The organism is Streptomyces sp. NPDC097595 (genome assembly GCF_044761525.1).
Lineage (GTDB): Bacteria > Actinomycetota > Actinomycetes > Streptomycetales > Streptomycetaceae > Streptomyces > Streptomyces drozdowiczii_A.
In genome coordinates this window covers 278,640-299,893 of record NZ_JBIWCN010000005.1, presented here as the reverse complement: position 1 = coordinate 299,893, position 21,254 = coordinate 278,640, and the positions used below count along the sequence as shown (strand labels likewise).

Sequence of the window (21,254 nt, the reverse complement as noted above, 5' to 3'; positions counted from 1 at the left end):
TGCGGTGCGGCAGTCATGCCGGCGGGGGGTCAGCGGTGGCGTCCTCGGCCCATGTCGCCGCCGGTGTCCTTGCCACCCATGTCCTTGCCGCCCATGTCCTTTCCGCCCTTGGTGGTGCCGTCCGCGTAGTCGATCTGCTCCTTGCGCAGCTCGGCGGAGACCTCCTTCTGCTCCGTCACCCTCTGGGTTTCCATCCGGACGCGCTCGACCGGGACGGTCTCCTTGCGCATCGTGGCGCGCTCCGCGTGCAGGGTCACCTCCACGTCCTGCTCCGTCAGGTCGCCCGCGCGCGTCGTCTTGTCGCCCGGCTGCAGCGGCTCACGGACCACCCGTACCTCCTCGTGCGAGACCGGGACGCTGCGCGTGACGTTCTCGGTGACGACGTACTTGTGCAGGCGGGCCCTGCCGCTCTCGTACTCCTCGGTGCCGATGTGCAGCTGCTCCTCGGAGCGGATCATCTCCTCCTTGCCGCCCAGGTCGGCCCCGGACCGGGTGCCCGCGCCGGCTCCGGCCAGCGGACGTCCCGCGCCCGTGCCCGCCGCCTCGGTGTCCCGGTGCCTGCCGGTGCCGGCCGACTGCGTGCGGTCCGTGCCGGAGGTGCCGGCCGCGCCCATGGCCCCGGCCCCCGCTCCGGCCCCGGCCGCCGCGCCGGTCCCGGCCGCGCCCATGGTGCCGGTGCCCGTGGTGGTGGTCCCGGACTTGTCGCCCAGGTTGCCCCGGGTGTTCCTGGTCAGGCCGTAGTGCCGGTACAGCTCCTCCTCCTCGGACACGGACAGATGCGCGTCCGCGTCCACCCGGGGGGCGTCCTTGACCTGGTCCTTGCCGTGGGAGATGTGCAGGTCGGAGCCCACTCGACGGGCTCCGGCGAGAGGCACGAAACTCTCCTTCATGCCGAACAGGCCGGTCTTCACCGTGATCCAGTCCGGGCGGCCGGTGTTGTCGTCGACATACACGCGGCCCACGTTGCCGATCTTCTCGCCCTCGGTGTCGTACACCGTCAGGCCGTCGAGCTCTCCGGAATCCGTGAAACCGTCAGCGGCTCCCATATCCGAATCCTCCTCGCCCGGGCGCGTCCTGTGGGTGGGTCCAGCAGAGAAGGCGCGTCCGGATTCCATCGCGCCTCACCCGGATGGACGCTGCAACCGCCCGGCCACCGGGGGCGGCGCGCCGTGTCCGCCTCCGACCGGCGCAGCCCCCGCCTGACGCGGTTGCGCGGCTTCCGCGCCCGTTACGCCATCCGGGTGAACGGACCGGCCCCGGACGCCCCGGTCCCGCCCCATATGATCAAGGGGTCCACGCCGACCGGCGTCCCGCCGCGCCACCCGGGGGTGCCCCATCCGTTCCGTACGCATCCGGCTCCCCGCACAACGCGGCGAGCTGCTCGCCCGGCGCGAGGACGGCGCGGAGCTGCACCACCTCGTGTGGCGCCTCGGCCCCGGCTGGCGGGTGTGCAGCAGCGCGGTCCTGGGCGGCGGCATCGGTCCACGCGCGTGGATCCTCAACGCGCAGGTGCCCGGCGGGTACCCCCGCATGGACCCGGACCGCCACCTCGCCGAGATCGCCGCCGCCGCACATCTCACCGGCCCCGGCGCCGGCCTCATGACCGCCGCCGACGTCACCGCGTACACCACCGCCGACGACGAGGACGTGCACGCCACCGCCACCTGCGGTCTGGGCGTACGCGGCTGGGCCGCCGCACCGGCCGAGGGCACCGGCGGACCGCCGCGCCCCGGCACCGTCAACATCGTGGTGACGTTCCCGGTGCCGCTGTCCGACGCCGCCCTGGTCAACGCCGTGGCCACCGCCACGGAGGCCAAGGTGCAGGCGCTCCTGGACGCCGGACTCGACTGCTCCGGCACCCCCACGGACGCCGTCTGCCTCGCCGCGCCCGAACCGGGGCCGGAGACCGGCGCCGCCGAACCGTTCGCCGGTCCGCGCTCCCGCTGGGGCGCGCGACTCGCCAGAGCCGTACACGCCGCCGTGCTGGAAGGCGCGCTGCGGCAACCCTGAGAAGCCGAAGCCGCCGCGCCCTCCGGAGCGCGGCCGACGAAGGGAACCCCATGACTTCAGCAGTCCCCGCCGCACCCCAGCGCCCGGTCGTCGCCGTTCTCGGCGCCGGGATCATGGGCGCGGCCATGGCCCGCAGCCTGCTCCGCGCCGGTCTGGAGGTCCGGGCCTGGAACCGCACCCAGGCCAAGGCCGCCCCGCTCGCCGCCGACGGCGCGACCGTCACCGAGACGGCGGCCGAGGCCGTGCGCGGCGCCCATGTCGTGCTCACCGCGCTCACCGACACCACCGCCGTCGCCGCCGCGCTCACCGCCGCGTCCGACGGGCTGGACCGGGGCCAGGTGCTGCTCCAGACCTCCACGGTCGGCCCGGACGGGGCCGTCGAGCTGGCCCAGCGCGCCGCCGACCTCGGGCTGATCCACCTCGACGCCCCGGTCGTCGGCACCCGGCAGCCCGCCGAACAGGGCGCGCTGACCGTCCTGCTCTCCGGCCCGGAGGCCGCCCGCCCGGTGGTCGAACCGGTGCTGGACGCGATCGGGCAGCGCACGGTCTGGGCCGGAGAGGAGCCGGGAGCGGCGTCCCGGCTGAAGCTCGTGGTCAACGCCTGGGTCGTCAACATGGTCGGCGGCGTGGCGGAGTGCCTGAACCTCGCCGAAGGGCTGGGTGTCGACCCGCGTACGTTCCTGGGCCTCGTGAAGGGCGGGCCGCTCGACTCCGGTTACCTCCAGGCCAAGTCCGCCGCCGTGCTGGACGGCGACCTCACGCCGAGCTTCGCCCTGTCCACCGCCCTCAAGGACACCCGCCTCATCCTCGACGCGGCCGCCCAGGCCGGTGTCCGGCTGGACCTCGCCGCCGCGTCGGCCGCCCGCTTCGAGCGCGCGGAGGCCGCCGGACACGGCGAGGAGGACATGATCGCCACCTACTTCGCGGGCCGGGCCCCCGAGCGGGACGGCGACTGACCGGAACGGGGCGCGGGCCCGTAACGACGCGAGACCGCCCCACCGGTACGGGGGAGCCCGGTGGGACGGCCGCCCTCAGCGTGCCACAGGACGGCCCGCCGCAGGGGCCGGCCGGCGCGTGCCGGGCCGTGATTGAGTCGAAATCGACGGTACGGGAATACCCGGGCGCCACCCGTCCTTGCCGCAGCTGGGGCGCCCGTCAGGCGGGCGCAGCCGCACGGAACAGGGGAGAAGGAGTTCATGTCGAAGGCGTACGTGTTCACCCGCAACGGCGGGCCGGAGGTGGAGGGCTTCGCCGATCTGGAACGGCCGAAACCCGGCCCCGGCGAACTGCTCGTCGCCGTCCGCGCGGCGGGCGTCAACCCGGTCGACTGGAAGCTGCGCACCGGCTACACGCGGCCCGGCAGCGAGCCGCTGCCGTTCCCGGCCGTCTTCGGTAGCGAGGCCGCCGGCACCGTCGTGGAGACCGGCCCCGGAGCGGAGGGCTTCGCGCCCGGCGACGCGGTGTTCGGCAATCCGCTGACCGGCGGGTACGCCGAGTACACGCTGATGCCCGTCGCGGTCACCGCCCACAAGCCGGCCGCCCTGTCCTTCACCGACGCGGCGGTCCTGCCCGTCGCCGCCGCCACCGCCTACGACGGGCTGCACCAGCTGGACCTCGCCCCCGGCGCCACGCTCCTGGTCACCGGGGCCGGCGGCGGCGTGGGCAGCGCTGCCGTCCAGCTCGCCCGCCACGCGGGCCTCCGGGTCCTCGGCGTCGCGAGCGCGGCCAAGAAGGACTTCGTGGAGTCCCTGGGCGCCGAGCACATTCCGTCCGGCCCAGGCCTCGCCGACCGGGTGCGGGCGGCCGCCCCCGAGGGCGTGGACGCCGTCTTCGACCTGGTCGGCGGCGACACCCTGCGCGAGGCGGCCTCCCTGACCGACCCGGCCGCGCTCATCAGCGCCGGCGGCAAGCCCCTGGTGACCGAGCTCGGCGGGGAACCCGTCCGGCGGGCCCGTACCGCCGCCGTCCTCGACGAGGTGGCGCGGCTCACCGTCGAAGGGGTCCTGCGCACCCACGTGACCCGGACGGTGCCCCTCGACCGGGCGGCCGACGCGCTGCGCGCGGTGGAGGACGGCCACGCCCTGGGCAAGACCGTGATCGAGGTGACCGCGTGACCACGCACCCGGACCCGGGCCACCCGCTGGACGACCCGGTCGGCAGCGCGCTGCGCGGACCGCACGCCCACTTCGCCGAGCGCCGGGGCCGTGTGCTGCGCTACCCGTCCGCGGTCGCCCCCTGGGTCGCCCTCCCGCCGGACCCCGGGCCCGCCGACTGGGCCGACGTGGCGGCGCTGACCGGGCCGGGCGGAGCCGTCACGATCACCGCGTTCCGGGAGCCCCCGCCCGCCGACTGGGAGATCACCTTCCATGCCGGCGGTGTCCAGCTGGTCGACGCGGGCGTGGCCGCGGAGCCCCTTCCCGAAGCGGTCCGGCTGGGCCCCGCCGATGTACCCGAGATGCTCGACCTGGTCGCCCGCACCCGGCCGGGACCCTTCGAGCCCCGGACCGTGGAGCTCGGCACCTACCTCGGGGTGCGCCGGGACGGGGTGCTCGTCGCCATGGCCGGTGAGCGCATGCGCCCGCCGGGCTGGAGCGAGATCAGCGCCGTCTGCACCGACGAGTCGGTACGCGGCCAGGGGCTCGGCGGCGGACTCGTGCGCGCCGTCGCCCACGAGATCCGGCAGCGCGGCGAGACCCCGTTCCTGCACGCGGCCGCCGCCAACACCGGAGCCGTCCGGCTCTACGAGTCGCTGGGCTTCGAGCTCCGGCGGCGGATCGAATTCCTGGCCGCCCTCGTGCCGGCCGGGGTGCCCGTGGCGGCGCGCTGAGAGGGCGCGGGGCGGTGTCTCCGCGCTTTCCGGGACCTTCGGCAGGGCCCCCGGGGCCGTAAGCCTCGTGTGCGCCACCCCCCTGACCGGGTCGAATGGAGGCAGGCGCCGGCATCCGGCCGGTCGATCCCGGAAGGAGAGGGCCTTGACGTTCGGACTCCTGAGCCGGCCCGCGCCCCGCGTGACGCTTCCCGGCACCGACCTCGGAGAGGCCGCCGTGCGCGCCCCCCGGGTCGGGAACGGGGTGCTGTTCGGCGCGCTGGCCCTACTGACCGCCGCGATCGTCTGCCTGGACGTACTGACGGGCCAGGATCTGCGGCTGGTGCCCCTCCTGGTGGTGGTACCGGCCTTCGTCTCGGTCTTCGGCACGATCGCCCAGACCACCGGTGTCGCCGCCTTCGTCATGGCGGTGGCCGTCGCCTCGCGCCTGGTGGCCGGGGGGAGCAACTGGGACATCGCGAGCAGTGTGGTCTTCACCGTCCTGGCGTGTCTCCTCGGTATCGGGGCCTGCGTCCTGCGCATCCGGCACGCCATCGAGGTCGCCCGACTCCGCTCCGCCGCCGTCGCCCTCCAGCGCCAGATCCTGCGCCCGCTGCCCATTCCCACCGACCAGATCACCGCCCACGGCTCGTACACGCCGATCGAGGAGGACCACCTGGTCGGCGGGGACATCTACGAGGTCGTGCAGTCGCCCTACGGCACCCGCGTGATCATCGGCGATGTCCAGGGCAAGGGGCTCCCCGCCATCGGTGTGGGCTTCGCCGTCCTCGGCGCGTTCCGCGAGGCGGCCATCCGCGAACCCTCCCTCATCGGTGTCGTGGACCGGCTGGAGGACGCCGTCGCCCGGCAGAACGCCTTCGCCGCCCAGACCGGTGAAACGGAACGCTTCGTGACCGCGCTCGTCCTCGGATTCGACGGCGACGGCCGGGCGCAGGCCGTCAACTGCGGCCACCTGCCGCCCCGCCTCGTGCACGACGGGGTCGCCGTCACCGTGCCGCTGCGCCGGACCTCCGTACCGTTGGGCATGGCGGAACTCAGCAGCGAGAGCCGCACCGCGGAGCGGCTCGACTTCCCGTCCGGCGCGACGCTCCTGATGTTCACCGACGGGGTGACCGAGGCCCGCGACGCCGAGGGACGCTTCTATCCGCTCGACGCCCGGCTGAGCCGCTGGGCACGCCAGGGCCCCCGGGAGCTGCTCGACGCGCTCGGAAACGACCTGGAGGAGTTCTCCGGCGGCGTACGGCGCGACGACATCGCCGTACTGGCCCTGAGCCGGGTCGCCGAGTCGGCCTCCGTCCCGGCCGAGCCGACGGTGTACGAGGCGATGCGGTCCACCGAGGCGCTCAGCGGGCGGTAACCGGCACACACACCAGGCATTGCATGTCCCGGCGAGACTTCTGTCGCGCCGGGACATTTTCGGGTGTACGGTGAAAGACATGCAAGCGGAACAGAAGATTCCGGACAGGCGGGGCCGCAAGGCCCGCCGGACCCGGGACGCGCTGGCCGGGGCCGCGTTCGAGCTCGTGCTCGACCGGGGGCTCAGGGAGGTCACGGTCGAGGAGATCGCGGAACGCGCCGACCTGGACCGCCGCACCTTCAGCCGGTACTTCGCGAGCAAGGAGGACGCCGTCCTGGACTCGGTCCGGGGCGACGGCGACCGCATCAACGACGCCCTGCGCGCCCGCCCGGCCGAGGAGCCCCCGCTCACCGCGTACCGCCGGGCCGTCCAGGACTGGCTCGCGGACCCCGGGGTCCCGGCCTGGCACCGCCGCCCGCGCATCTACGAGCTGCTGGTCCTCGCCGAGCGCGAACCGACCCTCTACGCGGCCTTCCACCACATCCGGGTGGACGCCCAGGCGGACTCGGTCGCCATCGTCGCGGACCGGCTCGGCACCGACCCCCTCAGCGACCTGCGGCCCGCCGTCACGGTCGCCGCCGGAGCAGGCGCCCTCCTCGCCGCCCAGGCCGCCTGGGTCCGCGGAAACCGCCCCGACGAGCTGCCCCGGCTCGTGGAAAGGGCCTTCGACGCCCTGGCCGGCGAACTCTTCACCGGCCCCGCGCCGCACAGCACCACCAGCACCACGGAAGGAAACGGCACATCATGAGCACCACCACCCCCGCCGACCAGGAGTTCGCCGGCCGCACCGCCCTCGTCACCGGAGGGGCCTCCGGCATCGGCCTGGCCCTCGCCCACCGGCTCGCCGGCGCGGGCGCCTCGGTCGTCGTCGCCGACTACAACGAGGCGAGCGCCCGCGAGGCCGCGGCCGCGCTGGAGAGCGCCGGCGGCCGGGCCGCCGCCGTGGCCATGGACGTCACCGACCCCGCGTCCGTCGAGGCGGGCGTGCGGTTCGCCGTCGACGCCTTCGGCGCCCTGCACCTCGCCGTGAACAACGCGGGCATCGGCGGCCCCAGCAGCCCGACCGGTGCGTACGCCGTCGAGGACTGGGACCGGGTCGTCGCGACCAACCTCAGCGGCGTCTTCTACTCGATGCGCTACGAACTGCCCGCCATCGTCGCCGCGGGCGGCGGCGCGATCGTCAACATGTCCTCGATCCTGGGCACCAACGGCTTCGCCGGCTCGCCGGCCTACGTCGCCGCCAAGCACGGCGTCGTCGGCCTCACCAAGACCGCCGCCCTTGAGTACGCAGCCCAGAACGTCCGGATCAACGCGGTGGGCCCCGGCTTCATCGACACTCCGCTGCTGCGGAACACGGAGGGGCCGGCCCGCGACCACCTGATCTCGCTGCACCCGGCGGGCCGCCTGGGCACGTCCGAGGAGGTCGCGGAGCTCGCCGCGTTCCTGCTCTCCGACCGCGCCTCCTTCATCCACGGCAGCTACCACCTGGTGGACGGCGGCTACTCCGCCTCCTGAGCGGGGGAGCGGACGGGGACAACGGGGGTTTCGGGGGTCAACACACAAGCCACAGAGGTCGAGGAGGACCCCATGAAGGCAGTTCAGTACCGCGAGATCGGCGCCGCACCCGAGGTCGTCACCGTGCCCGACCCGGAGCCGGGCCCCGGGCAGGTGCTGCTGAAGGTCACGGCGGCGGGCGTCTGCCACTCCGACATCGCCGTGATGAGCTGGACCGCGGACCAGTTCCCGTACCCGCTGCCGCTCACCCTCGGCCACGAGGGCGTCGGCACGATCGCCGCGCTCGGCGACGGCGTCACCGGCCTGGAGACCGGCCAGTCCGTCGCCGTCTACGGCCCCTGGGGCTGCGGCACCTGCGTGAAGTGCGCCGAGGGCAAGGAGAACTACTGCCTGCGCGCCGCCGAGCTCGGCATCAACCCGCCCGGCCTCGGCTCGCCCGGCGCCATGGCCGAGTACATGATCGTGGACGACCCGCGCCACCTGGTGCCCATCGGCGACCTCGACCCCGTGAGGACCGTGCCGCTCACCGACGCCGGCCTCACCCCGTACCACGCCATCAAGCGCTCCCTGCCGAAGCTGGTGCCCGGGGCCACCGTCGTCGTCATCGGCACCGGCGGCCTCGGCCACGTCGCGATCCAGCTGCTGCGCGCCCTGACCTCCGCCCGGGTCATCGCCCTCGACGTCACCGAGGACAAGCTCGCCCTCGCCCGCACCGTCGGGGCGCACGAGACCGTCCTGTCCGACGAGCACGCGGCCGCCCGCATCCGTGAGCTGACGGGCGGCATCGGCGCCCAGGTCGTCCTGGACTTCGTCGGCGCCCCGCCGACCGTCGCCACCGCCGGCGCGGCGGCCGCCATCGACTCCGACGTGACCATCGTCGGCATCGGCGGGGGAGCGCTGCCCGTGGGCTTCGGCGCCCTTCCGTTCAACACGACGGTCACCGCCCCGTACTGGGGATCGCGCTCCGAACTGGCCGAGGTGCTCGACCTCGCCCACGCCGGTGCGGTGGACGTCCACGTCGAGACGTACCCGCTGGACGAGGCACCGCTCGCCTACGAGCGCCTGCACGCCGGCAAGATCAACGGCCGGGCGGTCATCCTCCCGCAGAGCTGAGCCGTGGCGGACGGGGCGGGGCCGGCCTCAGGCCCCGCCCTCCGCCAGATGCTCCCGCAGCCGGTCCACGAAGACCCGTTGCCCCTTCACCAGCCGCACCGCCGCCTCCTCCGGCGTGCACCAGGCGAACCGGTCCATCTCCGGGAACTCCCGCAGCGTCCCCGACTTCCGGGGCCACTCCATCGCGAACGTGCCGGGCACCGCCGTCGCCGGATCGGCATCACCCTCCAGCGCCCACACGGTCACCGTCTTCCCACTGGCCTGGCGCGCCTCGCCCAGCTCCACCCACGCCCCGTCCGGCGCCGGATGCCCGAACTCCTCCTCGAACTCCCGGCGCGCCGCCGCACTCGGCTCCTCATCGGGGCCGTACTCGCCCTTGGGCACCGACCAGGCGGCCTCCTCGCGCCCCGTCCAGAACGGTCCGCCCATGTGGCCGATGAACACTTCGAGGCCGCGCCCGGCACCGGTGCGGAACAGCAGGAGGCCCGCGCTGCGGCGGGTGGTCTTCTCGGCCGTCATACCGCCAAGTGTGCGCGGTACCCGGTGGTCACGCCTTGCGGTAGTCGTACGCCTCCGAGGCCGCCGCCTCCACCGCGTCGAGGTCGCCGCCCGCCGACGCCGTGACCACCGCGGCCACCGCGCCCTCCACGAACGGGGCGTCCACCAGCCGTGTCCCGGGCGGGAGTTCGCCGTCCTCCGCAAGCATCGCCTTGACCGTGAGGACCGCGCTCCCCAGATCGACCAGGACGGCGACCCCCGCCCCGCCGTCCACCGCCCGGGCGGCCTCCGCGATCAGCTCCGCGCTCGTCCCGAGCCCGCCCGCCCCGGTGCCGCCCGCCGCGGCCACCGGAGCCGTCGCCCCGCCCGCCGCCAGCCCCCGGGCCAGCTCCGCAACCGACTCGGCCACCGCCCCGCTGTGCGAGACCAGCACGATGCCCACCTGCGCGCTCACGCCGCGCCCCCGTCCGTCTCCGCCGTGTCCGCCAGCGCGGCGATCAGCAGCGCCGCCGATGTCGCCCCCGGGTCCTGGTGCCCGATGCTCCGCTCGCCCAGATAGCTCGCCCGGCCCTTGCGCGCCCGTAGCGGCACGGTCGCCTCGGCGCCCGAGGCCGCCGCGTCCCGGCCCGCCGCGAACGAGCTCCCCAGCGCCGCCACGGCCGGCAGCAGCGCGTCGAGCATCGTCTTGTCACCGGCCTGCGCCCCGCCCAGCTGGGACACCGCCGCGACGCCCTCGCCGAGCGCCCGCGCCAGATCGGCGGGGGACACGGCCGCCGCGTCGCCCAGTGCCTTGCCCGTACGCCGCAGCAGCGTCCCGTACAGCGGGCCCGAGGCGCCGCCGACCGTCGAGATCAGCTGCCGTCCGGCCAGCGCCAGCACGGCCCCCGGGGTCTGCGGCGGCTCCTTCGCCAGCGCCGCCGAGACCGCGGCGAACCCGCGCTGGAGATTGCTGCCGTGATCGGCGTCCCCGATCGCGGAGTCCAGCTCCGTCAAGTGAGCCGCCTCGCGGTCGACCAGGACGGCGGCCGCGGTCATCCAGCGATGGAAGAAATCGGCGTCGAGCACATGCACTCCTCGGTCCGTCACGTGCGGATCAGCGTCCCCAGCGCAGCGCCGGCGTTTCCACCGGCGCGTCCCACAGCCGCAGCAGCTCCTCGTCCACCTGGCACAGCGTCACCGAACAGCCCGCCATGTCCAGCGAGGTCACATAGTTGCCCACGAGCGTACGAGCGACCACCACGCCCCGTTCCCGCAGCACCCGGTCCACCTCGCCGCCGAACCCGTACAGCTCCAGCAGCGGGGTCGCGCCCATGCCGTTGACCAGGGCGAGCACCGGGCCACTGGGCCGCAGGTCGTCCAGGACCGCGTTCACGGCGAAGTCAGCGATCTCCCCGGAGGTCATCATCGCCCGCCGCTCCCGACCCGGTTCGCCGTGGATGCCGATGCCCAGTTCCAGCTCACCGGCGGGCAGATCGAAGGTGGGGGAGCCCTTCGCCGGGGTCGTGACGGAGCTGAGGGCCACGCCGAAGCTGCGCGAGGACTCGTTCACCTTCCGGGCGATCGCGGCCACCCGGTCCAGCGCGGCGCCCTCGTCGGCCGCCGCGCCCGCGATCTTCTCCACGAACAGGGTGGCCCCCGTGCCCCGGCGGCCGGCGGTGTACAGGCTGTCGGTCACCGCGACGTCGTCGTCCACGAGCACCTGCTCGACGCGGAGTCCCTCCTCCTCGGCGAGCTCGGCAGCCATCTCGAAGTTGAGGACGTCCCCGGTGTAGTTCTTGACGACGAAGAGCACGCCCTCGCCGCTGTCCACGGCGGCCGCCGCCCGCACCATCTGGTCCGGCACCGGTGAGGTGAACACCTCGCCCGGACACGCCGCCGACAGCATCCCGGGCCCGACGAACCCGGCGTGCAGCGGCTCGTGCCCCGACCCGCCGCCGGAGACCAGGGCCACCTTCCCGGCCACGGGCGCGTCCCGGCGTACGACGACCCGGTTCTCCACGTCGACGGTCAGCTCGGGATGGGCGGCGGCGATTCCGCGCAACGCGTCGGCCACCACGGTTTCGGGGACGTTGATCAGCATGCGCAACGGAATCTCCCAGGAGAGCTGTCGGACCCGGACGGCGTGAACCGTTCCCACCGTAGGCCGTGATCGTGCCGCTGCGAAGACGGCGGGACTACGCTGTCGGCGTCCGCCGCGCCCCGCGCCCCCTCCCGCAGGAACAGGTGACCGGATTTGCTGTACATCGCGCTGCTCCGAGGGCTGAACGTGCCGGGCCGCTCCGTGAAGATGGAGCGGCTGCGCGGACTCTTCACGGAGCTGGGTCTGGCGTCCGTGCGCAGCTACATTCAGAGCGGCAACGTCTTCTTCGAGTCCGAGGAGACCGACCGGGCCGCACTCGCCGCCCGGATCGGCGACCATCTCGCCGGGGCCCTCGGCTACGACGTCGCGGTGTGCCTGCGCACGGTTCCGGAGCTGGAGGCGCTCATCGCGCTCGACCCGTTCAAGGACGTCACGGTCACCGACGACATCCGCCTCTGCGTCGTGTTCACGACCGAGCGCATCCCGTCGGATCTGGACCTGCCGATGCTCTCCCCGAAGAAGGACATGGAGATCATCGGCCACACCGACCACGACGCCTTCGTCGTCTGGCACCTGATCAACGGCAAGGCACCGGCCCTCAAGGGCTTCCAGGAAGGCGTCCTGGGCCGCGACGCGACGACCCGCTTCTTCCACACCACGGCGAAGATCCTCGCCGCGGCCAAGAAGGGAACCGCCTAGGGCCTGTCCCGCGAAGATCCGCCGGACAGGCCCTAGGCCCGGTCGATGTGCACGCTGGTCGACTTCACCCGGGCGGTGGCCTGCACACCGACCTCCAGGCCCAGTTCCTCCACGGCCTCCCTGGTCAGCAGGGACACCAGCCGGTGCGGCCCCGCCTGGATCTCGACCTGCGCGGCCACATCGCCCAGCTTCACGGCGGTCACGATGCCCGCGAACGCGTTGCGCGCGGAGGTGTACGAGACCTCCTCGTCGCCCGCCCCGTTCTGCGCGACCTCGACGGAGAACGCCGCCAGGTCCCGGCCGTCGATGAGGCGGCGGCCGCCCTCGTCGCGGTGGGTCGCGACGCGCCCCGCGTCGGCCCAGCGCCGGGCGGTGTCGGGGCTGACCCCCAGGAGCCGGGCCGCCTGCCCGATCGTGTACGACTGCATGCGCCGTACCCTAACCGGCCCGCGACCACGCGTACGCGGCACGGCCGGGTGGACCAGCCGGGATGAGGAATCCGGGCGCGCGTCCTAGGGTGCGAACCATGGCAGACAGCGCGGGGGACCGGGGTTCCGACGGGCACGACACGCCCGATCCGCGACGGTGGCAGGCGCTCGCCGTCTGCCTGGTCGCCGGCTTCATGACCCTCCTGGACGTCTCGATCGTCAACGTCGCGCTCCCCTCCATCAAGGAGGGGCTGCACACCCCGGAGTCCGACCTGCAATGGGTCCTGTCCGGTTACGCCCTGGCCTTCGGCCTGTTCCTCATCCCGGCCGGGCGGCTCGGCGACGCCCGGGGCCGGCGCGCCGTGTTCATGGCGGGGCTCACGCTCTTCACGCTGTCCTCCGCGGCCTGCGGCGCCGCCCAGTCCAGCATGTGGCTGGTGATCGCCCGGCTGGTCCAGGGGCTGGCCGGCGGCATGGTCTCGCCGCAGATCTCCGCCCTGATCCAGCAGATGTTCCAGGGCCGGGAGCGCGGTCGCGCCTTCGGCATGTTCGGCACGGTGGTCGGCATCTCCACCGCCGTCGGCCCGCTGCTCGGCGGCCTGCTGATCCAGGCGGCCGGAGCGGAGGAGGGCTGGCGCTGGGTGTTCTACGTCAACCTGCCGCTGGGTCTCGTCTGCCTCCTGCTGGCCCGCCGCCTGCTGCCCGACACCCCGTCCGCCGGTCCGGTCCGGCTGCGCGACCTCGACCCGCTCGGCGTGCTGCTGCTCGGCAGCGGGGTCCTGGCCCTGCTGCTGCCCTTCGTCCAGTCCCGCCAGTGGCCCGGCGACGAGAAGTGGCTGCTGCTGATCCTGGCCGTGGCGCTGCTCGCCGCGTTCGTCGGCTGGGAGTCCCGGTGCGGCCGGCGCGGCACCCAGCCGGTCGTGGACCTCCGGCTCTTCAAGGTCCGCTCGTACTGGCTGGGCTGTCTGCTCATCCTGCTCTACTTCGCCGGATTCACCTCGATCTTCTTCATCACCACCCTCTATCTCCAGAGCGGTCTGCACTACACCGCCCTCCAGGCCGGTCTGGCCATCACCCCCTTCGCCCTGGGCTCCGCCGTCGCCGCGAGCCCCGGCGGCCGGCTCGTCGGCCGCTTCGGCCGCCCCCTCGTCGTCGTCGGCCTGGCCGCCGTGGCCATCGGGCTCGGGGCCACCGCGCTCGCCGTCCACCTGGTGCCCGGCCGGGGCGCGGGCTGGGCGATGGCGGCCCCGCTGCTCTTCGCGGGGCTCGGCAGCGGCCTGGTCATCGCCCCCAACCAGACCCTGACCCTGTCCGAGGTGCCGGTGGCCACCGCGGGCAGCGCCGGCGGCACCCTCCAGACCGGGCAGCGCGTCGGCTCCGCCATCGGGATCGCCGCCGTCGGAGCGGTGTTCTTCGCCCAGGTCGGCGGCGACGGCTGGTCCGACGCGTACGACCACGGGCTCATCGTCTCCGTCGCCTTCGTCGTCGGCGCCCTGCTCGTCGCGGTCGCCGACGTGGGCGGCGGCCGACGGGGCAGACGCCGTACACAGCACTCCCCACCCGCAGCCGCCTCCTGAGGAGAACGCGATGAACGACTCCGCCGGCACCGACGGCAACAGCTCGTACGGCCACAAGCCCTTCAAGCGCTCCCGCAGCCACTTCGCGGACCGCATCACCTCCGACGGCCGCGACGGCTGGCCCGTCGAGGCGGGCCGCTACCGGCTCGTCGCCAGCCGGGCCTGCCCCTGGGCCAGCCGCGCCCTGGTCTCCCGCCGGCTGCTCGGCCTGGAGGACGCGCTCTCGCTCGCCGTCACCGACCCGCTCCAGGACGACCGCAGCTGGCGCTTCACGCTTGACCCGGACGGCCGGGACCCGGTGCTCGGCATCCGCTACCTCAGCGAGGCGTACGACGCCCGCGAGCGCGGCTACCCGGGCGGCGTCAGCGTCCCGGCGATCGTGGACGTGCCCAGCGGCAAGCTGGTCACCAACGACTACCAGCAGATCACCCTGGACCTCGCCACCGAGTGGACCGCCCTGCACCGGCCCGGCGCGCCCGACCTCTACCCCGAGCCGCTGCGCGCGGAGATCGACGAGGTGATGGAGGGCATCTACCGGGACGTCAACAACGGGGTCTACCGCGCCGGGTTCGCGGACGGCCAGGAGGCGTACGAGGAGGCGTACGAGGCGCTGTTCCGCCGCCTTGAGCAGACGTCGGAACGGCTCGCCGACCGGCGCTACCTCGTCGGCGACACGATCACCGAGGCCGACATCCGGTTCTTCACCACCCTGGTCCGCTTCGACGCCGTCTACCACGGCCACTTCAAGTGCAACCGCCGGAAAATCTCCGAGGACCCGGTGCTGTGGGCGTACGCCAGGGACCTCTACCAGACCCCCGGGTTCGGGGACACGGTCGACTTCCACCACATCAAGCAGCACTACTACCGGGTGCACACCGGCATCAACCCCACCGGCATCGTGCCCGCGGGCCCCGACCTCTCCGGCTGGCTGACCCCGCACCACCGCGAACAGCTCGGCGGCCGCCCCTTCGGCGACGGCACCCCGCCCGGACCCGTACCGCCCGGCGAGGAGATCCCGGCCGAGGGCCGTCCGTAGCGCGGGATCCGGCCGGTCTGGGGCAGGGCCCTGTCGAGCCCGCGCCGCCCACGAGATATCTTGATGTCAAGCAATGTTGCAGACGTGGAGCGGAGCACAGGGTGACTGACTCGACCATCATCTATACACACACCGACGAGGCCCCGGCCCTGGCGACGTATTCGTTCCTGCCCGTGATCGAGGCGTACGCCTCCAAGGCCGGTGTCACCGTCGAGAGCCGGGACATCTCCCTGGCGGGCCGGATCATCGCCGGTTTCCCCGAGCGCCTCCGTGAGGACCAGCGCATCGACGACGCTCTCGCCGAGCTCGGCGAGCTGGCCACCACTCCGGGCGCCAACATCATCAAGCTGCCGAACATCTCGGCCTCCATCCCGCAGCTGAAGGCCGCGATCGCCGAGCTCCAGGCCCAGGGCTACGCCCTCCCGGACTACCCGGACGACCCGAAGACCGACGAGGACAAGGACGTCCGCGCCCGTTACGACAAGGTCAAGGGCAGCGCCGTCAACCCGGTCCTGCGCGAGGGCAACTCCGACCGCCGCGCCCCCGCGTCGGTCAAGAACTACGCCAAGACGCACCCGCACCGCATGGGCGCCTGGACCGCCGACTCGAAGACCAACGTCGCCACCATGGGCGTCGACGACTTCCGGTCCACCGAGAAGTCCGCGGTCATCGCCGAGCCCGGCACCCTGCGCATCGAGCTCGCCGGCGACGACGGCACCACCACCGTCCTGCGCGAGTCCGTCCCGGTCCTCGCGGGCGAGGTCGTGGACGCGTCCGTCATGCGCGTCGCCGCCCTGCGCGAGTTCATCACCGCCCAGATCGCCCGCGCCAAGGCCGAGGGCGTCCTCTTCTCCGTGCACCTCAAGGCCACGATGATGAAGGTCTCCGACCCGATCATCTTCGGCCACGTCGTACGCGCCTTCTTCCCGAAGACCTTCGCCGAGCACGGTGACGTGCTCGCCGCGGCCGGCCTGACCCCGAACGACGGTCTGGGCGGCATCCTCAAGGGCCTGGAGGCCCTGCCCGAGGGCGCGAAGATCAAGGAGTCCTTCGAGGCCGAGCTCGCCGAGGGCCCTGCCCTCGCCATGGTCGACTCCGACAAGGGCATCACCAACCTCCACGTCCCCAGCGACGTCATCGTCGACGCCTCCATGCCGGCCATGATCCGCACCTCCGGCCACATGTGGGGCCCGGACGGCAACGAGGCCGACACCATCGCCGTCCTCCCGGACAGCAGCTACGCCGGTGTCTACCAGGTCGTCATCGACGACTGCCGCGCCAACGGCGCCTTCGACCCGGCCACGATGGGCTCCGTGCCCAACGTCGGCCTCATGGCGCAGAAGGCCGAGGAGTACGGCAGCCACGACAAGACCTTCGAGATCCCCGCCACCGGCACCGTCCGCGTCGTGGACGCCGCCGGCAACGCCGTGCTGGAGCAGGCCGTCGGCGCCGGCGACATCTTCCGCATGTGCCAGACCAAGGACCTGCCGATCCAGGACTGGGTCAAGCTCGCCGTCACCCGCGCCCGCGCGACCGGCAACCCGGCCGTCTTCTGGCTCGACGAGGACCGCGCGCACGACGCGCAGCTCATCGAGAAGGTCAGGACGTACCTCGCCGAGCACGACACCGAGGGCCTTCGGATCGAGATCATGACCCCGCAGGAGGCCACCGCCTTCTCCCTGGAGCGCATCCGCCGCGGCGAGGACACCATCTCCGTCACCGGCAACGTGCTCCGCGACTACCTGACGGACCTCTTCCCGATCCTGGAGCTCGGCACCAGCGCGAAGATGCTCTCCGTCGTCCCGCTGATGAACGGCGGCGGCCTCTTCGAGACGGGCGCCGGCGGCTCCGCGCCGAAGCACGTGCAGCAGCTCGTCAAGGAGGACTACCTCCGCTGGGACAGCCTGGGCGAGTTCCTGGCCCTCGCCGTCAGCTTCGAGCACCTCGCGCAGACCACGGGCAACGCCCGCGCCCAGGTCCTCGCCGACACGCTGGACCGGGCCACGGCCACGTTCCTCAACGAGGACAAGTCGCCCTCCCGCCGCCTCGGCGGCATCGACAACCGCGGCAGCCACTTCTACCTGTCCCTGTACTGGGCCCAGGAGCTGGCGCAGCAGACCGCCGACGCCGAACTGGCCGCCGCGTTCGCCCCGCTCGCCAAGACGCTGGCCGAGCAGGAGCAGACGATCGTGGACGAGCTGATCGCGGTCCAGGGCAAGCCGGCCGACATCGGCGGCTACTACCAGCCCGACCCGGCCAAGGCCGCGGCCGTCATGCGTCCGTCCGCGACGTTCAACCAGGCGATCGCGAGCCTCGCCTGACCCGAAGGCCACCCGACGCCCCGGCCGGCTTCCGCCGCGCCGGGGCGTCGGCGTGTTGAGAGAGCAGGGCTCTCACCCCCCTGACGGGTGAATGTCGTGCCCCGGCGGGTGCCGGGCCGCGCGACGGGCCCCCTTCGCTGGTTTGCTGCATCCGGTAACACGGATGCACAAGCGAAGGAGCGGCCCCGTGACGACGACGGGCACACCAGGTACGGCCGAGGACGAGGAGTCGTACTCCAACGAGCTGCCGGTGCGCAGCAGGGAGCCCGGCAACGTCGTCATCAAGTGGGCGACCACCACCGACCACAAGACGATCGGCACGCTCTACCTGGTCACCTCGTTCGCGTTCTTCCTCGGCGGCGGGCTGCTCGCCCTGTTCATGCGCGCCGAGCTGGCCCGGCCGGGCATGCAGATCATGTCGAACGAGCAGTTCAACCAGGCGTTCACGATGCACGGCACGATCATGCTGCTGATGTTCGCGACGCCCCTGTTCGCCGGTTTCACGAACTGGATCATGCCGCTGCAGATCGGCGCGCCCGACGTGGCGTTCCCCCGCCTGAACATGTTCGCGTACTGGCTGTACCTCTTCGGCTCCCTCATCGCGGTGGCCGGCTTCCTCACCCCGAACGGCGCCGCCGACTTCGGCTGGTTCGCCTACTCGCCGCTGACCGACATCGTCCGCTCGCCCGGGATCGGCGGTGACCTGTGGATCATGGGTCTGGCCTTCTCCGGGTTCGGCACGATCCTCGGCTCGGTCAACTTCGTCACCACGATCATCTGCATGCGGGCGCCCGGCATGACGATGTTCCGCATGCCGATCTTCGTCTGGAACGTCCTGCTGACCGCCGTGCTGGTGCTGTTGGCGTTCCCGGTGCTCGCCGGGGCACTCCTGGCGCTGGAGGCGGACCGCAAGTTCGGTGCCCATGTCTTCGACGCGGCCAACGGCGGCGCCTTGCTGTGGCAGCACCTCTTCTGGTTCTTCGGCCATCCCGAGGTGTACATCATCGCTCTGCCGTTCTTCGGCATCGTCTCCGAGATCATCCCGGTCTTCAGCCGCAAGCCGATCTTCGGCTACATCGGCCTGGTGGCCGCGACGACCGCCATCGCCGGGCTCTCGATCACGGTGTGGGCCCACCACATGTACGTCACCGGCGGGGTGCTGCTGCCGTTCTTCTCGTTCATGACGTTCCTGATCGCGGTGCCCACCGGGGTGAAGTTCTTCAACTGGATCGGCACCATGTGGAAGGGCTCGCTGTCCTTCGAGACACCGATGCTCTGGTCGGTGGGCTTCCTCGTGACGTTTCTCTTCGGCGGTCTGACCGGGGTGATCCTGGCATCCCCGCCGCTCGACTTCCACGTCTCCGACTCGTACTTCGTGGTCGCGCACTTCCACTACGTCGTCTTCGGCACCGTCGTCTTCGCGATGTTCGCCGGGTTCCACTTCTGGTGGCCGAAGTTCACCGGGAAGCTGCTGGACGAGCGGCTCGGCAAGATCACCTTCTGGACGCTGTTCGTGGGCTTCCACGGCACGTTCCTGGTGCAGCACTGGCTCGGTGCCGAGGGCATGCCCCGCCGGTACGCGGACTACCTCGCCGCGGACGGCTTCACCACGCTGAACACCATCTCGACCATCTCCTCCTTCCTGCTCGGCCTGTCGATGCTGCCCTTCATCTACAACGTCTGGAAGACCGCCAAGTACGGAAAGCAGGTCGAGGCCGACGACCCGTGGGGCTTCGGCCGTTCGCTGGAGTGGGCGACCTCCTGCCCGCCGCCCCGGCACAACTTCGTCACCCTGCCCCGTATCCGCTCCGAATCCCCGGCGTTCGACCTGCACCACCCCGCCGTACGGGAGCTGGAGGAGGCCGCGACCCGGCCCCACACCTCCGTGACGGTGGCGCCGGGGGACAAGCAGGCGTGAGCGGCGAGGAGAGGCGGGCGGCGGCCGACCCGGACAGCGAGAGCGCCCGGGGACTGGCCCAGATGGAGGGCTACCTGCTGTGGAACGCCGAGGTCGAGCAGGCACGGAGGCTCGCCCGCCGCTTCACCGAACAGCTGCCCTGGCTCACCACCGCCCAGCGCGAGGACGTGGAGCGGGTCTACACCGCCGAGCGGACCGCCGAATCCCGGGTGGTGCTGGCCCGGATCTCGGCTCGCGCCCTGCAACTGCGCGGCGAGTACACCGAGCGCTACCGCAGGCTGCGCGCCCGCTGTGTCGCCGCCGCCGTGGTCTGCGCGGGAGCGGCGGGCGGCGCCTGCGGCGTGGTCACCTATCTGGCCAGGTGAGCCGGCGCGGTCGTCCGTTCTGCCGTCCCAGCAGGCGCACTCGGCGCCCGGTCGTGAAGATGAGAGGTGACGGGCGCGTGTGACGGGGCAGGCGAACGGACGACCGTGCAGACCCCCAGAAGGGACGATCACTGTGGCACGACCCAGGATTCTCGTAGTCGGAGCCGGTTTCGCCGGGGTCGAGTGCGTACGCCGTCTGGAGCGGGGGCTGCGGCCCGGAGAAGCGGACGTCTCGCTCGTCGCCCCGTTCTCGTACCAGCTCTACCTGCCCCTGCTGCCCCAGGTGGCGTCCGGGGTGCTGACCCCGCAGTCCGTCGCGCTCTCGCTGCGCCGCAGCAGCCGCCACCGCACCCGGATCATTCCCGGCGGGGCCATCGGCGTGGACCCCGAGGCGAAGGTGTGCGTGATCCGCAAGATCACCGACGAGATCGTCAACGAACGGTACGACCACCTCGTCCTCAGCCCCGGGAGCGTCACCCGGACCTTCGACATCCCCGGGCTCCTCGACCACGCCCGCGGCATGAAGACGCTGGCCGAGGCGGCCTACGTACGCGACCACGTCATCGCGCAGCTCGACCTCGCGGACGCCAGCCACGACGAGGAGGAGCGGGCCTCCCGGCTCCAGTTCGTCGTCGTCGGCGGCGGATACGCCGGCACCGAGACCGCGGCCTGCCTCCAGCGGCTCACCACCAACGCGCTGCGGCACTACCCCCGCCTCGACCCGAAGCTCGTCAAGTGGCACCTGATCGACATCGCCCCGAAGCTCATGCCCGAGCTGGGCGACAAACTGGGCGCCAGCGCCCTCAAGGTGCTGCGCGACCGGGGCATCGAGGTGTCGCTCGGCGTGTCCGTCGCCGAGGCCGGGCCCGACACCGTGACGTTCACCGACGGCCGGGTGCTGCCCTGCCGGACGCTGATCTGGACCGCCGGGGTCGCCGCCAGCCCGCTGGTCGGCACCTTCGACGCGGAGACCGTCAAGGGCCGCCTCGCCGTGACGCCCGAGATGGTGCTGCCGGGCCATGACGGCATCTTCGCGCTCGGCGACGTGGCCGCCGTGCCCGACCTGGCCAAGGGCGACGGCGCGGTCTGCCCGCCCACCGCCCAGCACGCGCAGCGCCAGGGCCGCAAGCTCGCCGACAACCTCCTCGCGAAGCTGCGCAACCAGCCGCTCCAGCCGTACGTCCACAAGGACCTCGGGCTCGTCGTGGACCTGGGCGGGAAGGACGCCGTGTCCAAGCCGCTCGGCATCGAGATGCACGGCATCGCCGCCCAGGCCGTGGCGCGCGGCTACCACTGGTCGGCGCTGCGCACCAACGTGGCCAAGGCCCGCGTCATGGCGAACTGGCTGATCAACGCCGCCGCCGGAGACGACTTCGTCCGCACCGGCTTCCAGATGCGCAAGCCGGCGACGCTGCGGGACTTCGAGTACACCGACAGCTACCTCACCCCGGAACAGGTCCGGAAGCACACCGCCGCCCTCCACACCCGGATGTGACCGGGCGCGGCGGGC

General features: G+C 72.8%; 21 protein-coding genes. 15 read left to right on the top strand and 6 right to left on the bottom strand.

Translation table 11 applies throughout. The annotated features are described in order from the left end of the window. Window positions 1-29: 29 nt before the first annotated feature. Window positions 30-1,046: a PRC and DUF2382 domain-containing protein gene (locus ACIQZN_RS10795; protein ID WP_403990486.1), complete on the bottom strand. Its 1,017-nt coding sequence runs from the start codon at window positions 1,044-1,046 to the stop codon at window positions 30-32. A 373-nt stretch (window positions 1,047-1,419) separates the two neighbouring features. On the opposite strand from ACIQZN_RS10795, the gene ACIQZN_RS10790 reads away from it, so the two are divergent. The 8 genes from ACIQZN_RS10790 (at window position 1,420) to ACIQZN_RS10755 (ending at window position 8,822) form a co-directional block, all read left to right on the top strand. Next, on the top strand, window positions 1,420-2,010 hold the full coding sequence (locus ACIQZN_RS10790) for an adenosylcobinamide amidohydrolase (protein WP_403990483.1): 591 nt from the start codon (window positions 1,420-1,422) through the stop codon (window positions 2,008-2,010). A gap of 50 nt (window positions 2,011-2,060) precedes the next feature. Continuing rightward, window positions 2,061-2,966 (top strand): NAD(P)-dependent oxidoreductase, encoded by a 906-nt coding sequence (locus ACIQZN_RS10785; protein WP_403990480.1) that lies wholly within the window; start codon window positions 2,061-2,063, stop codon window positions 2,964-2,966. A 240-nt stretch (window positions 2,967-3,206) separates the two neighbouring features. Further along, complete coding sequence (locus ACIQZN_RS10780) at window positions 3,207-4,124, top strand: NADP-dependent oxidoreductase (RefSeq protein WP_403990477.1); 918 nt, start codon at window positions 3,207-3,209, stop codon at window positions 4,122-4,124. Continuing rightward, window positions 4,121-4,837: a GNAT family N-acetyltransferase gene (locus tag ACIQZN_RS10775; RefSeq protein WP_403990474.1), complete on the top strand. Its 717-nt coding sequence runs from the start codon at window positions 4,121-4,123 to the stop codon at window positions 4,835-4,837. The genes ACIQZN_RS10780 and ACIQZN_RS10775 overlap by 4 nt, the downstream gene beginning before the upstream one ends. Before the next feature lie 145 nt (window positions 4,838-4,982). Beyond that, window positions 4,983-6,194, top strand: coding sequence for a PP2C family protein-serine/threonine phosphatase (locus ACIQZN_RS10770; protein ID WP_403990471.1), 1,212 nt, complete (start codon window positions 4,983-4,985; stop codon window positions 6,192-6,194). A 79-nt stretch (window positions 6,195-6,273) separates the two neighbouring features. Next, complete coding sequence (locus ACIQZN_RS10765; RefSeq protein ID WP_403990467.1) at window positions 6,274-6,942, top strand: TetR family transcriptional regulator; 669 nt, start codon at window positions 6,274-6,276, stop codon at window positions 6,940-6,942. After that, a complete protein-coding gene (locus tag ACIQZN_RS10760; RefSeq protein ID WP_403990464.1) occupies window positions 6,939-7,709 on the top strand; it encodes an SDR family NAD(P)-dependent oxidoreductase in 771 nt (256 codons plus the stop codon). The genes ACIQZN_RS10765 and ACIQZN_RS10760 overlap by 4 nt, the downstream gene beginning before the upstream one ends. A gap of 72 nt (window positions 7,710-7,781) precedes the next feature. Then, complete coding sequence (locus tag ACIQZN_RS10755; protein WP_403990461.1) at window positions 7,782-8,822, top strand: NAD(P)-dependent alcohol dehydrogenase; 1,041 nt, start codon at window positions 7,782-7,784, stop codon at window positions 8,820-8,822. Window positions 8,823-8,849: 27 nt separating this feature from the next. Here the strand turns inward: ACIQZN_RS10755 and ACIQZN_RS10750 are convergent, their stop codons facing one another. The 4 genes from ACIQZN_RS10750 to dhaK are packed head-to-tail and all read right to left on the bottom strand — an operon-like array spanning window position 8,850 to window position 11,406. Beyond that, a complete protein-coding gene (locus ACIQZN_RS10750) occupies window positions 8,850-9,341 on the bottom strand; it encodes an NUDIX domain-containing protein (protein ID WP_403990458.1) in 492 nt (163 codons plus the stop codon). 28 nt (window positions 9,342-9,369) lie between these two features. Further along, window positions 9,370-9,774 (bottom strand): PTS-dependent dihydroxyacetone kinase phosphotransferase subunit DhaM, encoded by a 405-nt coding sequence (locus ACIQZN_RS10745; RefSeq protein ID WP_403990456.1) that lies wholly within the window; start codon window positions 9,772-9,774, stop codon window positions 9,370-9,372. Then, a complete protein-coding gene (dhaL, locus tag ACIQZN_RS10740) occupies window positions 9,771-10,385 on the bottom strand; it encodes a dihydroxyacetone kinase subunit DhaL (protein ID WP_403990453.1) in 615 nt (204 codons plus the stop codon). Before dhaL ends, ACIQZN_RS10745 begins: the two co-directional genes overlap by 4 nt. Before the next feature lie 28 nt (window positions 10,386-10,413). Beyond that, entirely contained in the window at window positions 10,414-11,406 is a 993-nt protein-coding gene (dhaK, locus tag ACIQZN_RS10735; protein WP_403990450.1) for a dihydroxyacetone kinase subunit DhaK, read from the bottom strand. A gap of 147 nt (window positions 11,407-11,553) precedes the next feature. On the opposite strand from dhaK, the gene ACIQZN_RS10730 reads away from it, so the two are divergent. After that, window positions 11,554-12,099 (top strand): DUF1697 domain-containing protein, encoded by a 546-nt coding sequence (locus ACIQZN_RS10730; protein ID WP_403990447.1) that lies wholly within the window; start codon window positions 11,554-11,556, stop codon window positions 12,097-12,099. Between the two features lie 32 nt (window positions 12,100-12,131). Here the strand turns inward: ACIQZN_RS10730 and ACIQZN_RS10725 are convergent, their stop codons facing one another. Continuing rightward, window positions 12,132-12,527: a molybdopterin-binding protein gene (locus ACIQZN_RS10725; RefSeq protein WP_018102867.1), complete on the bottom strand. Its 396-nt coding sequence runs from the start codon at window positions 12,525-12,527 to the stop codon at window positions 12,132-12,134. A 98-nt stretch (window positions 12,528-12,625) separates the two neighbouring features. Here ACIQZN_RS10725 and ACIQZN_RS10720 point away from each other — a divergent pair, with 98 nt between their 5' ends. From ACIQZN_RS10720 to ACIQZN_RS10695, 6 genes are all read left to right on the top strand, one after another. Further along, the gene (locus ACIQZN_RS10720) at window positions 12,626-14,104 is read left to right on the top strand and encodes an MFS transporter (RefSeq protein ID WP_403990445.1); all 1,479 of its coding nucleotides are present in this window, start codon (window positions 12,626-12,628) and stop codon (window positions 14,102-14,104) included. Window positions 14,105-14,114: 10 nt separating this feature from the next. Then, the gene (locus ACIQZN_RS10715; protein ID WP_403990442.1) at window positions 14,115-15,140 is read left to right on the top strand and encodes a glutathione S-transferase family protein; all 1,026 of its coding nucleotides are present in this window, start codon (window positions 14,115-14,117) and stop codon (window positions 15,138-15,140) included. A 101-nt stretch (window positions 15,141-15,241) separates the two neighbouring features. Further along, the gene (locus tag ACIQZN_RS10710; RefSeq protein ID WP_403990439.1) at window positions 15,242-17,461 is read left to right on the top strand and encodes an NADP-dependent isocitrate dehydrogenase; all 2,220 of its coding nucleotides are present in this window, start codon (window positions 15,242-15,244) and stop codon (window positions 17,459-17,461) included. 163 nt (window positions 17,462-17,624) lie between these two features. Next, a complete protein-coding gene (gene ctaD, locus ACIQZN_RS10705; RefSeq protein WP_403990436.1) occupies window positions 17,625-19,379 on the top strand; it encodes a cytochrome c oxidase subunit I in 1,755 nt (584 codons plus the stop codon). Continuing rightward, window positions 19,376-19,744 (top strand): hypothetical protein, encoded by a 369-nt coding sequence (locus tag ACIQZN_RS10700; protein ID WP_403990433.1) that lies wholly within the window; start codon window positions 19,376-19,378, stop codon window positions 19,742-19,744. The genes ctaD and ACIQZN_RS10700 overlap by 4 nt, the downstream gene beginning before the upstream one ends. 133 nt (window positions 19,745-19,877) lie before the next feature. Beyond that, window positions 19,878-21,239 (top strand): NAD(P)/FAD-dependent oxidoreductase, encoded by a 1,362-nt coding sequence (locus ACIQZN_RS10695; RefSeq protein ID WP_403990430.1) that lies wholly within the window; start codon window positions 19,878-19,880, stop codon window positions 21,237-21,239. Window positions 21,240-21,254: the final 15 nt, after the last annotated feature.